Source organism: Bacteroides cutis, from assembly GCF_900241005.1.
Taxonomy (GTDB): Bacteria; Bacteroidota; Bacteroidia; order Bacteroidales; family Bacteroidaceae; genus Bacteroides; species Bacteroides cutis.
Genome location: NZ_OEST01000001.1, coordinates 655,477 through 670,207 on the forward strand (window position 1 = coordinate 655,477; position 14,731 = coordinate 670,207).

Sequence of the window (14,731 nt, forward strand, 5' to 3'; positions counted from 1 at the left end):
TATTCTCTGTATATTTTATTCTTGTTGATTTGAGGGCTTATATGTCAAACATAGTAGAAAAAAGGATAGCGGTCGAAAACTAAATAGGAACTTTTAGTTTTCGACCGCAAAATTATTCTTTTCTCGGTATATAAGGTATGAACATACCTGTTTTTTAACTATGTTTTATATATACTTCGGACTAAATTGTTGTTTTTTTCCAAAAATACTGTAAAGCATACCGCTAATTGTCGGATAACCTTTATTTTTGCAACATGTTACATTGTAAACATCATAATAAGATGAAACCGCTTTTTCACCGGTTATTGGGAGCAGTTGCCATAGTAGCTGTTTTGTATTCCTGTGCCAGTATAGGTCGTTTGGAAGGAGGACCTATTGACGAGACACCTCCCCGTTTTGTTGCGGGTTCCCCGTTGCCCGGCGCACTTCATAATAAAAAGAAGAAAATAGTAATCGAGTTTGATGAGTTTATCAAGTTGGATAAAGCTAATGAAAAGGTGGTTATTTCCCCTCCTCAGGTGCAGCAGCCTGAGATAAAGTCTAATGGTAAGAAAGTGGTTATCACTTTACAGGATACTCTGAAGACGAATACTACTTATACTGTAGATTTCGCGGATGCTATTCAGGATAATAACGAGGGAAATCCGTTGGAAGCTTTTACATATACCTTTTCTACCGGTGCGGAACTTGATTCGATGGCTATAGCCGGTACATTACTCGAAGCGTCTAATTTGGAACCGGTAAAAGGAATGTTGGTAGGATTACATGCCAATCTAGCAGATTCTGCATTTACCACACTGCCTTTTGATCGTGTAGGACGGACGGATAGCCGTGGTCAGTTCTCTATACGTGGTGTGGCTCCCGGTAAATATCGTATTTATGCATTGAAGGATGCGGATCAGAATTTTTATTTTTCACAACCGACTGAAGTTATCGCTTTCAATGATTCTCTTATCATTCCTTCTATGGAAGAACGCGTAAGGCAAGACACGCTCTGGAAAGATTCTTTAACTATAGATACTATCATGGAACGTAAGTACACGTACTTCCTTCCCGATAATGTGATGTTGCGTTGTTTCAAGGAACAGATATTCTCTCAGCGTTTGTTGAAAACCGAGCGTCTTACCCCTCAAAAGTTTTCTATCTATTTTTCGGCTCCGGCAGATAGTCTGCCTTTATTAAAAGGGTTGAATTTTGATGAAAAGGATGCCTTTGTTGTGGAACAAACCACAGGACGGAATGACACTATACACTATTGGATAAAAGATTCTTTGCTTTATCAACAGGATACATTGAAAGTAAACCTTACTTATTTATATACAGATAGTTTGAAGCAATTATCTCCGCGTACCGATACTCTGAAGTTCGTTTCAAAAGTAAGTTATAAGAAACTGAAGGAAAAGGAACAAGAAGAATTGGAGAAGAAGTTGAAGGAGCAGAAAAAGAAGAAAAAGAAGAGAGATGCCGAGGAACCGGAGCAACCTCCTTTCCTTGCCATGGATGTGTATGCACCTTCTGCTATGGATGTATATGATTATATAACATTGACTTTTACTGAGCCTATTGCTCATTATAACGATACGGCTTTACATGTGCGGCATAAAGTGGATTCTTTATGGCAAGATATACCGTTTGATTTTGTACGGGATTCGCTGGATTTGAAACGCTATAATCTATATGCCGACTGGAAACCCGGTGAAAGTTATGCTTTTGAGGTAGACTCTATGGCTTTTCATGGGTTATATGGTATGTTTACCGATAAGGTAAAGAAAGAGTTTAAGGTGAAGAACTTGGAAGAATACGGACAGATCTTCTTTAATATAACGGGAGCGGACTCTGTGGCTTTCGTCGATTTGTTGGATCCTCAGGACAAAGTGGTACGGACGGTTCCTGTTGTCGATGGGAAAGCGGATTTCTACTTTTTAAATCCGGGTAAGTACGGAGCTCGCTTGGTTAATGACACAAATGGGAATGGTGTATGGGATACTGGTGATTACGTCAACAAACGCCAGCCGGAAATGGTTTATTATTATCCGCAGGTGTTGGAGTTTAAGGCTAATTTTGATTTAGTGCAAGATTGGGATGTGAAAGCCAAGCCGCTTGATAAACAAAAACCGGATGAACTAAAAAAACAAAAACCAGATGAAGACAAGAAAAAGAACAAGAATAGCAACAATAGGAATAATAACAGCAGTAGTCGCAATAGTGGCAGAGGTTATAGCTATTAAACAAAAAAGAATATTCGCTCTATGTTTACTGGTGGGGTTTATTACTCTGGCTAGTCCTTCTTCTGCCCAAGCACAGTGTACGGCAGAGAATACAGCCTTTAAGTCGGGTGAACATGTCATGTATGACTTATATTTCAACTGGAAGTTTATTTGGAAGAAGGTGGGACTTGCCAGTTTGACAACAAATGCCACTACCTACCATTCCAAACCTGCCTATCGCTTTAATCTCCTTTCCGTGGGTAGTAAGAAGACTGATTTCTTTTTTAGAATGAGGGATACTTTGACATGCTATGTCAGTGATAAACTCGAACCTCTTTATTTCAGGAAAGCTGCTGAAGAAGGTAAACGCTATACGGTGGATGAGGCTTGGTTTTCCTATAACGATGGTAAATCGATTGTGAAACAGAAACGAACTTGGCGTGATGGAACTATTCAGGAAATGGAATATAGCGACACCCGTTGTATTTTTGATATGTTGAGTATCCTTGCCCAGGCGCGTTCTTACAACCCCAATGATTATAAAGTGGGCGATCGTATTCTTTTTCCGATGGCAACAGGTCGTAGAGTAGAAGAACAGACTCTTATTTATCGTGGGAAGGAAGAGATAAAAGCTAATAATGATACGATTTATCGTTGTTTGGTATTCTCTTTTGTGGAATACAAAAAGGGGAAGGAGAAAGAAGTCATCACATTCTATATATCCGATGACAAAAACCACCTTCCCATACGATTGGATATGTATCTAAATTTCGGTTCGGCGAAAGCTTTCTTGAAAAGTGTAAGAGGTAATCGCTATCCGATGGCCTCTATTGTTACAAAGTAAATGGAAGAGTGTCTCCTTTTCTAAATACGCTGGACTCGAATGTAGCGATTAGCTCTCCTTTTTGATTGGTGATGTCTATCTGATAATATCCGGTACTGCGCCCAGCGTAACGCTCGCGTGCTTCGGCATACAGTATGTCACCTGGTCCACTACTACGTAGAAAAGTGATATTGGAGGAAAGTGAGAAGGCCAGTGCTCCATGTGAATTAGCGGCTGCTGCCAGTGCAAGATCTGCTAGAGTGAAGAGTGCTCCTCCTTGAGTACGGTGTCCTGCATTGAGATGTTCTTCTTTAATAAGAAGGGATGCTTTGCTATATCCTTCTTTTATTTCCAGTAATTCTACACCGACTTTATCGGCAAAAAGATCTTTTTTGAAAAACTCTTGTGGGGTCATGATATTTGATAATTAATGTTTAATGATCGGTGATAGAAGACTAAAATAGCTGTTTTTGAACGCAAATGTAATATTTTAGCTTTTAATTGGATGATTTATGAGGGTCTTTTTAGTTTAAGAGCGTTACATTTGCCCGTGAAAAATCATAAAATATTTAATAAATAAATCCTTTATTATGAAAACAGTTCTCACTACGTTGGGAGTCTCCCTTCTTATTTTTGCGGGTTGCGCAGGACAAAAGCAAACCGAAAATAATTTTATCCAGGAAAACATTGATAATGCAGTGGCTCAGAACACAATTCAGACAGACATTATTGAAAAATCCGGCAAAGTTCTTAATCCGCGAACAATCAATGCGGATGGTAGTATTCATTATATATCTATCGAAGACTGGTGCTCTGGTTTCTACCCTGGAAGCATGTGGTACATGTACGAACTGACAGGTGACAAGAAATGGTTGCCATTGGCTGAAAAGTATACAGAAGCTTTGGATTCTGTGCAGTATTTAACTTGGCATCACGATGTAGGTTTCATGATTGGTTGTAGTTATTTGAATGGATATCGTTTTGCTAATAAAGAAGTATACAAACCGGTTATCATACAGACAGCTAAATCACTGTCTACTCGTTTCCGTCCCGGAGCAGGTGTCATTCAATCTTGGGACGCTGATAAAGGTTGGCAAGGTACACGTGGTTGGAAGTGTCCCGTTATCATTGATAATATGATGAATCTTGAGTTGTTGTTCGAAGCAACCAGACTTTCCGGTGACTCCACCTTTTATAATATAGCAACGAAACATGCTGATACTACTATGGCAAACCACTTCCGTGCTGACAACAGTTGTTATCATGTAGTGGACTATGATCCCGAAACCGGTGAGGTTCGTAAAAAACAAACAGCGCAAGGGTATGCTGACGAATCTGCATGGGCTCGTGGGCAAGCATGGGCTTTATATGGTTATACTATGTGTTATCGCTATACTCATGATCAAAAATATTTGGATCAGGCAGAAAAAGTATACAATTTTATCTTCAACAATAAAAATCTTCCTGAAGATCTCGTTCCATATTGGGATTATGATGCTCCCAACATTCCGAATGAACCTCGTGATGCGTCTTCGGCAGCATGTACCGCATCTGCTCTTTATGAGTTGAGTACTTATATTCCGGGTAAAGGTTATAAGGAGACTGCCGATAAAATCATGGAAAGTCTTGCAACGCCTGCATACCGTGCTGAAGTGGGTACTAATGGCAACTTTATCCTGATGCATTCCGTAGGTAGCATTCCCCACAATGCCGAAATTGATGTTCCTTTGAATTATGCGGATTATTACTTCCTGGAAGGTTTGAAGCGTAAAAGAGACTTGGAGAAAAAATGAGAAATCAGTTTAATCTTTTGTTAAGTGGTTTAGGTTTGTTCGCCTTGCAGGGGTGTAAAGCCCCTCAGGCAGAACAGGCGCAACAACCGAATGTGATATATGTCTTTCCGGATCAGTTCCGTAACCAGGCTATGGAGTTTTGGGGACAGGAAGGATTTAGGGATAAGGTGAACTTTCGCAACGATCCGGTACACACTCCCCGTCTGAACGATTTTGCCAGAGAATCTGTTGTCTTGACCTCTGTGATGAGCAACTGTCCATTGAGTAGCCCTCACCGTGGTTCTTTGCTCACCGGAATGTATCCTAACAAGAGTGGTGTTCCATTGAACTGTAATTCAGACCGTCCTATCAGTTCTTTACGTGAAGATGTTGAGTGTGTGGGTGACGTTTTCAGTAAAGCCGGATATGATTGTGCCTACTTTGGTAAACTACATGCTGACTTTCCGACTCCCAACGACCCTCAACGTCCGGGACAATACGTAGAAGACCGTATTCCTGCATGGGATGCCTATACACCGAAGGAACGCCGTCATGGATTTAATTACTGGTATTCTTACGGGACGTTCGATGAACATAAAAATCCCCATTATTGGGATACGGATGGTAATCGACATGATCCGCATGAATGGTCTCCGTTGTGGGAAGCCGGTAAGGTGGTTTCTTATTTAAAGAACGAAGATAATGTGCGTGATCCGAAGAAACCATTTTTTATTATGGTAGGAATGAATCCTCCTCATAGTCCTTATCGTTCTTTGGATGACTGTATGGAGGAAGATTTTAATTTGTACAAAGACCAGCCTTTGGATAGTTTGCTCGTTCGTCCGAATGCCGATCCCAAAATGGAGAAAGCAGAAAGTGTACGCTACTATTTCGCTTCTGTTACGGGAGTCGATCGTGCTTTCGGTAAAATACTTGATGCTTTGAAAGAACTTGGGCTGGATAAGAATACAATTGTAGTCTTTGCATCCGACCATGGAGAAACCATGTGTAGCCAGCGTACGAATGATCCGAAGAATTCACCGTACTCCGAGTCCATGAATACTCCTTTCCTGGTACGTTATCCTGATAAGCTGAAACCTCGTGTAGATAATCTTATGATGTCTTCACCGGACATTATGCCTACTTTGTTAGGTTTGGCAGGCTTATCCGATTCTATTCCTTCGGAAGTACAAGGACGTAACTATGCACCACTTTTCTTCGATGAAAAGGCAGAAATTGTGCGCCCGACCGGTGCCCTTTATATTCAAAACTTGGATGGAGAAAGAGAAGCTGATGGCAAAATTCATTCTTATTTCCCGTCATCTCGTGGTTTCAAGTCGGCTCGCTATACATTGGCACTCTACATTGATCGTAAAGACCATAAGCTTGTAAGAAGCCTGTTGTTTGATGACGAAAAAGACCCGTATCAGATGAATAATCTTCCTTTGGAGCAAAACAGGGAGGTAGTGCAGGAACTGTGTACTGAGATGGGAAAAGTTCTCAAGGAGATTGATGATCCTTGGTATAAAGAAGGTATTCTGGCTGATATGATACCTTATGAAAAATAAACGGGTAATTGCGGTATACTCAGTTCTCATACTGGATTAATAAATTGGAAAGGACACTTTTGTAAAGAAGTGTCCTTTTTGTTTCTCTAACCTCAGTTCCTAATTAACAGTGAACTAACAGATAAAGTTAATTGTTCTATCTTTCTCACATCCCTATTAAAATCCAAACGAGAAAGATGAAACGTAAATTATTGTTTTGGCTATTATTCTTTCCACTGATACTTTGGGCACAAGACCGCCCGAAGGTGGCCGTTGTATTGAGTGGTGGCGGTGCCAAAGGAACCGCACATATCGGTGCATTAAAAGTGATAGAGAAAGCGGGTATCCCTATCGATTATGTGGTGGGTACCAGTATGGGAGCCATTGTAGGCGGACTCTATGCCATCGGTTACACACCCGGGCAACTGGATAGCATGGTAAATGCCCAAAATTGGAAATTCCTGCTGTCGGATGCACCCAATCCGAAAGAGGTCTTATTGGACGACCGTTTACGTTCCGAACGCTACGTACTTTCTATCCCTTTTTCTTTTAAATCTACCGATGTTACGGATGCCGGAATTATCAAAGGTAAGAACCTGGCAAAACTGTTTTCCACATTGACGGAGGGTTATCAGGATTTCACCGATTTCAGTCGTTTGCCTATTCCTTTTGCTTGTGTTTCCGAGAATTTGGTGAATGGTACCGAAGTTATCTTTCATCAAGGTATATTGGCTACTGCCATGCGTTCCAGTATGTCGATACCCGGAGTTTTTGCTCCCGTTTATCTTGATGGTATGGTACTGGTAGATGGTGGTATGGTCAATAATTATCCGGTAGATGTAGCTCTCGGTATGGGTGCCGATTTCATTATCGGTGTCGATGTACAAAGTCCGTTGCTGGATGCCGTGGAGTTGAAATCTGTGAAAGACATCTTCGGACAGATCATCAACCTGCAAGGAGAAAAGAAATATCAGGAGAATTTACGTAAGACTAATGTACATATAAAGGTAGATGTTTCCGGTTATTCTGCGGCAAGTTTTACTAAGGAAGCTATTGATACCCTGATAGTGCGTGGAGAACGTGCCGCCCAGTCCGATTGGGATAAACTGATTGCTCTGAAAAAGCAGATGGGGCTTTCTACAGATTATCGGCCTCATCGTCCGGGACCTTTACCTGTTTCTGATATTACTGAACAGAAAAACATTCCTGTCGACCCGCAGATAGCCGTTTCCGCTTCAAGAGAGAATAAATTGAATATCGGTTTCCGTTTTGATACCGAAGAATTGGCGGCATTGCAGGTAAATACAGATTTTTATCTGGGTAAACAGAAAAAATCACAGATTGACCTTACGGCACGTTTAGGGAAGCGTACTATGGCACGTGTCGGATATAACTATCAATGGGGTACAGGTTGGCAGGCGGGACTGAATTACCAGTTCAACTATAAAGACATCAATATTTATAATGAAGGAAAGCGTACCCTTGACCTCACGTTTACCCATCAACAATTCCAAGCAGGTGCGGCAAAAGACTGGAATAAGGTACAAGTGGGTGCGGGTATCTCTTTCCAACACTATAATTATCACGACTTATTATCGCTTGAGCCGGTTGATGCCGTGATGTTTAGAAATGAATCTCTGTTCAGTTATTTTGTCGGATTGTTGTATAACAGCCTGAATGGAAGAAGTATTCCCACCAAAGGTATGTCTTGGTCGGTGAATTATAATTTATATACTGACAACTTGTTCCAGTATAAAGATAACAATCCCATTTCCGCCTTATCGGCTCATTGGATGGGTTGTTTTACACCATCAAGGAACTTCACCGTCATTCCCTCCGTCAACGGACGATTATTGGCGGGTGACAGTGACAATGCCTTTGCCGTCACTAATCTTCTCGGTGGTAGCATTGCCGGTAGATACATGCCCCAACAGATACCCTTTGTCGGTATCAATCGTGCTGAACTGGCTTCGGGTACACTGATAGTGGCCGGTTTGAAATTTCGCCAACGTTTATTTAAAAATCAATATGTATTGGTAACGGGCAACTACGGACGTACTTCTGATAAACTGCATGAACTTTTTGAGTCGCAACATTCATACGACTTGATAGGTACAGGCATTGGCTATATGTATAATAGTTTTTTGGGTCCCGTGGAGGTACAGCTCAATTGGTCTAACCAGACTAAGAAAGTAGGGTGGTATGCCGGATTCGGCTTTGTGTTCTGAAGTCGATGCTTATGAAATCAATCTCCCGAAGTCAATGTTTTTGGGCAGATATACTCTTCAGAATGTTACGTGTGATATCTCCCTATATGTTTGATAAGCAAGAGATAAGATCTGATTTTTATTGTTTATCTATACAAAAAGCCGCCCATTTGTTGGGGCAGCTTCTTGATTTTGTATTGTTTGAATATAAAACTACTTATTCAGTTTCCATTCGCATCCGTCCTTACCGTCTTTAATCTCAAACCCAAGTGCGGTCAGTTCGTTACGAATTTTATCAGAAGTAGCCCAGTCCTTATTGGCTTTTGCCTTCATGCGTTCTTCCAGCAACATGTCCACTACCTTGCCGAAAGCCGCTTCACGTTCCTCATTGGAAGCATTATCCTCTTTCAGCCCCAAAATATCAAAACAGAAGAGGTGGAAAGTATCTTTCAAATCTTTCAGATCTTCCGCTGTGATGGTATCATTTCCTGCAAGGATATTGTTCACCGTCCGGGCACCGTCAAAAAGGTGTGCAATGACAATCGGCGAGTTCAAGTCATCATTCATTGCCTCGTAGCATTTAGTTCTTAAAGCCTTCACGTCTACGGTAGAGGTGGCTGCGGGAGTAATTTTGTCCAGCGCATGGACGGCGTCCATTAATCGTGCCAATCCTTTTTCGGCAGCTTGCAGCGCTTCGTTGCTGAAGTCCACCGTGCTGCGGTAGTGTGCTTGCAGAGTGAAGAAACGGATGGTCATCGGTGTATAAGCCTGTTCCAGCATGGGATGCGTACCCTTGAACAACTCTTCCAGTGTGATGAAATTACCATATGATTTTCCCATCTTCTGCCCGTTTACAGTCAGCATGTTATTATGCATCCAGTAACGTACCATGTCATGTCCTTGCGAAGCTACCGATTGTGCAATCTCGCATTCATGGTGCGGGAAGATAAGATCCATTCCGCCCCCGTGGATATCGAAGTTTTCTCCGAGATATTTCTTTCCCATAGCGGTACATTCGGCATGCCATCCGGGGAAACCGTTGCTCCACGGGCTGGGCCAGCGCATGATGTGTTCCGGCTGCGCACACTTCCACAAGGCAAAGTCGGCAGGGTTATGCTTCTCGCTCTGGCCGTCCAGTTCGCGGGTCGTGTTCAACACATCGTCCAGGTTACGTCCAGAGAGTTTGCCATAATGGTGGTCTTTATTATATTTGGCCACGTCGAAGTAAACGGAACCTTCGCTTTCGTAAGCATATCCGTTCTTCAATATCTCCTTGACCAGTTCTATCTGTTCGATGATATGTCCACTGGCATGAGGTTCGATACTTGGAGAAAGCACATTCAGCGCATCCATCGCCTGATGATAGCGATTGATGTAGTATTGCGCCACTTCCATCGGCTCCAACTGCTCCAGACGCGCTTTCTTGGCAATCTTGTCTTCACCTTCGTCCGCATCGTGTTCCAGGTGTCCCACGTCGGTGATGTTGCGGACATAACGCACCTTGTAACCGATATGTGTAAGGTAGCGGAAGAGCAAGTCGAAAGTAATGGCAGGACGTGCGTGTCCCAAGTGCGGGTCACCGTAAACGGTCGGTCCGCAAACATACATGCCTACATGTGGGGCATGCAAAGGCACGAATAACTCCTTTTTTCTATCTAAGGTGTTGTAAATGGTCAGTTGTTGTTCCATAATGTTGTGACTCTGTTTCTTTTGGAACACAAAGGTATAATAAATCTGTGAAAAATGATTGGTGGATAGCATATCTTATACGAAAATTCTTGCTTAAAAGTTGTCTATTGGGGTTATTATTACTTTCTTTGATAAATAATAACTTTAAAAACAAACAATTATTAAAAAGAACTTATTTATTGTCTTTTGTTTCGTTGGTTTTTTATCTGTAGTATTTTTATTAGAAAGTGAGACTAAAAAAGGGAAAATGAGTAAAATACTGTTGGCTGATATTGAGGCTTTAGCTTCTGATGAAGGAGGAGGGAAAAGCGAAAGTAAGGAGTCGAAGACTAAACAGGCAGGCCCATATTTAGTCACTATAAGAGGGGAAGAACAATATGCATATTTAGTAACAACAGTAACTGACTGTTTTGGAATAGGAGTGGTTGACTGTGAACCGGGTACAGAAAGTGAATGGGTACCGGTTAAATGATTATGGAATTAAAAATATTGTTTATAACCGGCATTTTTCTATTACTTATTTCTGGTTGTACGAAGAAAAATGTGGATGGTTTCGCTGAGGTGATTCCCGTTGTGGAGATTGATGGATTGGTGAATGACACCAGCTTTTTAGATAGTGCGTCTCTTTTTATACCCGAGACAAAGCAGAATGCCTTGATTCATGGAGTAGATAGGATTATAGAGAATGAAGACCGCTTTCTGATTCTGGATATGGAAATGAAACAAGTGCTTGGCTATGCTAAATCAGGTAAACATTTGTTTACGATACATGCAGTCGGTGGTGGTCCCGGTGAATATGTAAATCTTTTTGATATGGCGATAGATAGGCAAGCCAAGAGGTTGTTGTTGCTTACTTATCCTCCGGCTATCCAGTATTATACCTTCGACGGGGTTTATGAACGTACCGAACGTTTAGAGGCTGTTTATAAGTCTTTGGCTGTTACGGATCAGTATATTTATTTGCGGAAGGAAACTTATGCAAACAATCATTTGTCCGATTACTCTCTATTGGCTATAGAAAAAGAAATCGGGCACCGCCATTCTTTGTGGAAACCATTGCCTGAAATTGCACCTTTCTGTACGTTTGGTACTATGTCAATGACTGGAAATGACCCGGTGTATCTTACCCGCAAGTTTGATAATACAATATATGCAACAAAAGACGGTCTGATAGAAGAAGGTTATATTATAGGATGGGGTGATAAGGCGTTTCCTGATACTTCCGGAAAACGAACCTATACGTGTGAAGAGTTGAACGAGATATGTCGGGAGAACAAATACGTTTATACAATGACCGATTTGTGTGATATGCCGGGATATCTGCTCTTCCGAACCAACCAACCCGGGCTTTGTATCTTGTCTAAAGAAAAGAAAGAAGTAAAGAATTATCATCTTGTCATGAATACGGATTACCAACTCGTCATGCCTAATTTTATTCCGGTTGAAGGTGGCGGCGGGCGTATCTTTTTTGTTTACCCTTCAGACGTACTTAAAATGTCAGTGCAGGCAGATGGGAAACATCCTAATGATAATCTGTCTTGTTTGTTAGAACAAATATCAGAAGAAAGCAATCCGGTTTTCTTTAGTTATTTTGTGAAATAGGCTTCCTCTTGGCAATACCTGTACGAAAGGATATGCTTTGGGTATTAGGAGTCTTCGGCTTTAGTGAAAGTCTTGCGTTCCCACTAAAGAGGGAACCTGTTCCCAATAAAGTGAGAACGCGTTCTCTATTGATAGGGAATACGTTCTCAATAAAATGAGAATAAAGTCCCACTTTATTGAAACTTGGTGGGACATGTACTTCGTTGCTAATAAGTGAGTAATAAAGAAGCCCTGTCTATCTGTTTTCACGGTTTCCCCAGTCGTATTCTTCGGTATAGCTATCGTATACGGGAGCTGAGGTGATGCCATGTTGCTCGAAAATGTGGGTAATCTCGGATTGTTCTGCCGGTGAAAGGGAACGTTCCTGGTTCAGAATGCGGTAGTAAGTCGTTTTGGAATAGAGATTGCGGATTTTTCTTTTCAGCAGTAAAGCCGTCTTATAGGGGATATTGTCAAAAGTAGTAGTCAGTCCCCAGGCAAAGCGGATTTTTGCAGAGCTTTTGAAGTGGGGGCAACGCGCGGCATCTTCGGGATAGGCAGCCGGATTTACCGTAACGACGTAAGGATTTGTCTTCGGGGCCTGAAGCGCAGCCAGATGGCGCAGGCAGTTGCCACTGAAGGGGCAGGCTTGGTTGAAGCAATGGATGTAATTGGAAGGAACTAACCGATAGTCGAAATCGTCTTTCATGGTGATTTTGTTTTCGTTTTGTTTTTAGAAAGCAAATGTAGTGAATTAATTCATCCTTCGTTACGCTTCATGGATGTAAAATGCCGGACAGGAGATAAGGATTGTTATAAAACAAAACATGAGAGGTGTGCCAAAACTGAATGACAGACTATATGACAGCTGTATCGGAGTTTTGACAAACCCTCATGAATTGAATATTTGTTTTTATGTGAATTTATTATTCTACAACAAACTCTTTATAATCTGTATAGAAGAGGTCGACCGTAGTCTCTTCCGGAAGGAAAACACTGCGATAACGTACCTTGCTGCCGGCTTGTACGCCAAAACTGCATTCAGTTTCGGTAGGCATCAACTTATGGGTCATTTCCTCACCATTCTCCGAAATATACTTGATTTCGGTATATTGTATCTGCGTGGATCCTGTACTCAGCCAAACAATTTTCAGTTGTCCGTTTTTATAGGTCGTATTTGTAAGAATACGATTTTGGATGGACTCCTGATAATCGTTACCATATGCACTTCCTAAAGCTTCCACGGTAAGAGACTTGTATTTCATATTTGCATCATAGATGATGAACTTGAAAGTGGTGGCTATACCCTCGTTTACATCGGGTATCTCTATGGAAACCGGATCAGAACGTAGTGGATGTTCCGGATCGCGTACTAAGGGAATACAGATGGAGTCTATATCTCCGTTGTATTTCACAACCAAATTCTTAGCTTTGACATCCGAAAACCAGACATCTGCCAAGACACGGTTCTTGCCGGAAAACATGTGTATGGAATCCGGTTTACCCAAATAGATTTGTTCTCCCCGGTCCAAATAAGGTTCGTGCAGATGATTGATGTCCGTACATGAGAAAAATGTAGTCAATCCTGCCAATCCTATTAGTGATATATACAATTTGTTTTTCATAATCTATATTTTTAGTTTTCTACTAAACTGCCATAAAAAGTTAACTCTGCCATGTGGATGAAGTCTTTTACGCCTCCCCATGTCTCTTCCACTTCAATACGGATCCACTGTACGGCAGGTGCCTCAATGGGGATCAGTACGTCTTCTCCGTTGTTACCTACTGCCTGGTCATCGGAGTTGGTTTGCTCGAGAGGAAGTCCGGAAGGTTTCGTGGAGGTGAATTCGGTCAATAAAATCCAGTCGTTATTAGGTTCGGTGACATCCAGTATCACACCACCGCTCGTGGCTGGCACTCCATATACCTTGAAACGTTTAGGATTACCATGTGCAAAAAGATATTTCCATTTGCTTCCACCGGTACGTTGGTAATATTTGAAACGGCTCAGTTTCACCAAACGTCCTAAATTCATACCGAAGTTGAAAGGCCATTTCTGACCTACTTTTGAGTGATAATGGTCATCATTGGTTCCCCAACTGTTATTCCATAATTTTGTATACGGAGTCTTGGAACTGTTGTATACTCCCGGGTCGCCATATCCCGGTACCACATATTTAGCAAATCTGTCCGAAGGAATTTGGATTTCATAGATGGGATAGAATATCTCGTCTTTCACATCGGTCTGGTTTCCCCAGTGGTCGGTAATGGTGATGGCAAAACGTCTTCCTTCCGTCTCTGAAGTTTCCGTGGAGTAGCCGCGTACGAAACCGGCACCTTGTGCTGCTTTGGTATAGAAATTCTGTGCGCTTACCATCTCTCCATATTCGTTGGGGGTGGTTACGGAAATGATGATTTCTTCTTCCGTCTCATTTTCCCATTTCAGACTTAAACCACCAAAGTCACTGGCTACTTGCATTTCATCAAAGATCTTGTATATGGGGTTGTCCAATGGGGTGACTTTCACAATCACCGGTTCGGATTCATTGCCGCTTCTGTCTACAGTGGTCACTTTGATGTCATGTTCGGCTGCCTTGCCAAATCCAAGCACTTCCAATTCGTTTACATAGGCTGATGCCTTTACCTCCATATCCTTGCCATTATTCAATTTATAGGATGCTTTTACATAAAGTAAGTCCTCGTCGTCCGGCAAGTCATAGGTAATTACGGATTTTCCCTCTTTATTGGTTACGCTGTAATTACTGATTGTTCCCGGTGCTACGGTATCTATTGCATATTGCCCTTTTTCAACCTCAGTACAAGCAACTATCATCAGAAAAATGGGTAACAGGCTTCCTAGTTTCAATATATGTTTCATGATATATATATGTTTTTGTTTACGTAT

At 41.7% G+C, this 14,731-nt stretch carries 12 protein-coding genes; 7 read left to right on the top strand and 5 right to left on the bottom strand.

Translation table 11 applies throughout. From position 1 onward, the window contains the following. The first annotated feature begins 254 nt into the window (after positions 1-254). Complete coding sequence (locus C1A09_RS02440; protein ID WP_101542137.1) at positions 255-2,228, top strand: Ig-like domain-containing domain; 1,974 nt, start codon at positions 255-257, stop codon at positions 2,226-2,228. After that, a complete protein-coding gene (locus tag C1A09_RS02445; protein WP_101542138.1) occupies positions 2,143-3,051 on the top strand; it encodes a DUF3108 domain-containing protein in 909 nt (302 codons plus the stop codon). The genes C1A09_RS02440 and C1A09_RS02445 overlap by 86 nt, the downstream gene beginning before the upstream one ends. Here C1A09_RS02445 and C1A09_RS02450 read toward each other — a convergent pair. Then, entirely contained in the window at positions 3,041-3,445 is a 405-nt protein-coding gene (locus tag C1A09_RS02450; protein ID WP_101542139.1) for a hotdog fold thioesterase, read from the bottom strand. The genes C1A09_RS02445 and C1A09_RS02450 overlap by 11 nt on opposite strands. A 175-nt stretch (positions 3,446-3,620) precedes the next feature. On the opposite strand from C1A09_RS02450, the gene C1A09_RS02455 reads away from it, so the two are divergent. The 3 genes from C1A09_RS02455 to C1A09_RS02465 all read left to right on the top strand — a co-directional run bounded on the left by C1A09_RS02455 (position 3,621) and on the right by C1A09_RS02465 (position 8,577). Beyond that, the gene (locus C1A09_RS02455; RefSeq protein WP_101542140.1) at positions 3,621-4,823 is read left to right on the top strand and encodes a glycoside hydrolase family 88 protein; all 1,203 of its coding nucleotides are present in this window, start codon (positions 3,621-3,623) and stop codon (positions 4,821-4,823) included. After that, on the top strand, positions 4,820-6,370 hold the full coding sequence (locus C1A09_RS02460) for a sulfatase family protein (RefSeq protein WP_101542141.1): 1,551 nt from the start codon (positions 4,820-4,822) through the stop codon (positions 6,368-6,370). The genes C1A09_RS02455 and C1A09_RS02460 overlap by 4 nt, the downstream gene beginning before the upstream one ends. Before the next feature lie 176 nt (positions 6,371-6,546). Beyond that, on the top strand, positions 6,547-8,577 hold the full coding sequence (locus tag C1A09_RS02465; RefSeq protein ID WP_101542142.1) for a patatin-like phospholipase family protein: 2,031 nt from the start codon (positions 6,547-6,549) through the stop codon (positions 8,575-8,577). 192 nt (positions 8,578-8,769) lie between these two features. Here C1A09_RS02465 and cysS read toward each other — a convergent pair whose 3' ends face one another. Beyond that, a complete protein-coding gene (gene cysS, locus C1A09_RS02470; protein WP_101542143.1) occupies positions 8,770-10,245 on the bottom strand; it encodes a cysteine--tRNA ligase in 1,476 nt (491 codons plus the stop codon). Between the two features lie 247 nt (positions 10,246-10,492). Here cysS and C1A09_RS02475 point away from each other — a divergent pair, with 247 nt between their 5' ends. Both C1A09_RS02475 and C1A09_RS02480 read left to right on the top strand, forming a co-directional pair. Then, entirely contained in the window at positions 10,493-10,717 is a 225-nt protein-coding gene (locus C1A09_RS02475; RefSeq protein WP_101542144.1) for a hypothetical protein, read from the top strand. Positions 10,718-10,719: 2 nt separating this feature from the next. After that, positions 10,720-11,847: a DUF4934 domain-containing protein gene (locus C1A09_RS02480; protein ID WP_101542431.1), complete on the top strand. Its 1,128-nt coding sequence runs from the start codon at positions 10,720-10,722 to the stop codon at positions 11,845-11,847. A gap of 235 nt (positions 11,848-12,082) precedes the next feature. Here C1A09_RS02480 and C1A09_RS02485 read toward each other — a convergent pair whose 3' ends face one another. From C1A09_RS02485 to C1A09_RS02495, 3 genes are all read right to left on the bottom strand, one after another. Next, positions 12,083-12,535: a DUF6078 family protein gene (locus C1A09_RS02485; RefSeq protein ID WP_101542145.1), complete on the bottom strand. Its 453-nt coding sequence runs from the start codon at positions 12,533-12,535 to the stop codon at positions 12,083-12,085. Positions 12,536-12,752: 217 nt separating this feature from the next. Further along, positions 12,753-13,451: a DUF4998 domain-containing protein gene (locus C1A09_RS02490; RefSeq protein ID WP_101542146.1), complete on the bottom strand. Its 699-nt coding sequence runs from the start codon at positions 13,449-13,451 to the stop codon at positions 12,753-12,755. Between the two features lie 11 nt (positions 13,452-13,462). Beyond that, positions 13,463-14,704 carry a DUF5000 domain-containing lipoprotein gene (locus tag C1A09_RS02495; protein WP_158557807.1) on the bottom strand — a complete coding sequence of 414 codons (1,242 nt, stop codon included), beginning with the start codon at positions 14,702-14,704 and terminating at the stop codon, positions 13,463-13,465. Positions 14,705-14,731 lie beyond the last annotated feature (27 nt).

Bases quoted from the DNA above. Each gene is read 5' to 3' on its own strand.
- C1A09_RS02440 (WP_101542137.1), top strand. From the start codon at position 255: ATGTTACATTGTAAACATCATAATAAGATGAAACCGCTTTTTCACCGG.
- C1A09_RS02445 (WP_101542138.1), top strand. From the start codon at position 2,143: ATGAAGACAAGAAAAAGAACAAGAATAGCAACAATAGGAATAATAACA.
- C1A09_RS02450 (WP_101542139.1), bottom strand. From the start codon at position 3,445: ATGACCCCACAAGAGTTTTTCAAAAAAGATCTTTTTGCCGATAAAGTC.
- C1A09_RS02455 (WP_101542140.1), top strand. From the start codon at position 3,621: ATGAAAACAGTTCTCACTACGTTGGGAGTCTCCCTTCTTATTTTTGCG.
- C1A09_RS02460 (WP_101542141.1), top strand. From the start codon at position 4,820: ATGAGAAATCAGTTTAATCTTTTGTTAAGTGGTTTAGGTTTGTTCGCC.
- C1A09_RS02465 (WP_101542142.1), top strand. From the start codon at position 6,547: ATGAAACGTAAATTATTGTTTTGGCTATTATTCTTTCCACTGATACTT.
- cysS (WP_101542143.1), bottom strand. From the start codon at position 10,245: ATGGAACAACAACTGACCATTTACAACACCTTAGATAGAAAAAAGGAG.
- C1A09_RS02475 (WP_101542144.1), top strand. From the start codon at position 10,493: ATGAGTAAAATACTGTTGGCTGATATTGAGGCTTTAGCTTCTGATGAA.
- C1A09_RS02480 (WP_101542431.1), top strand. From the start codon at position 10,720: ATGGAATTAAAAATATTGTTTATAACCGGCATTTTTCTATTACTTATT.
- C1A09_RS02485 (WP_101542145.1), bottom strand. From the start codon at position 12,535: ATGAAAGACGATTTCGACTATCGGTTAGTTCCTTCCAATTACATCCAT.
- C1A09_RS02490 (WP_101542146.1), bottom strand. From the start codon at position 13,451: ATGAAAAACAAATTGTATATATCACTAATAGGATTGGCAGGATTGACT.
- C1A09_RS02495 (WP_158557807.1), bottom strand. From the start codon at position 14,704: ATGAAACATATATTGAAACTAGGAAGCCTGTTACCCATTTTTCTGATG.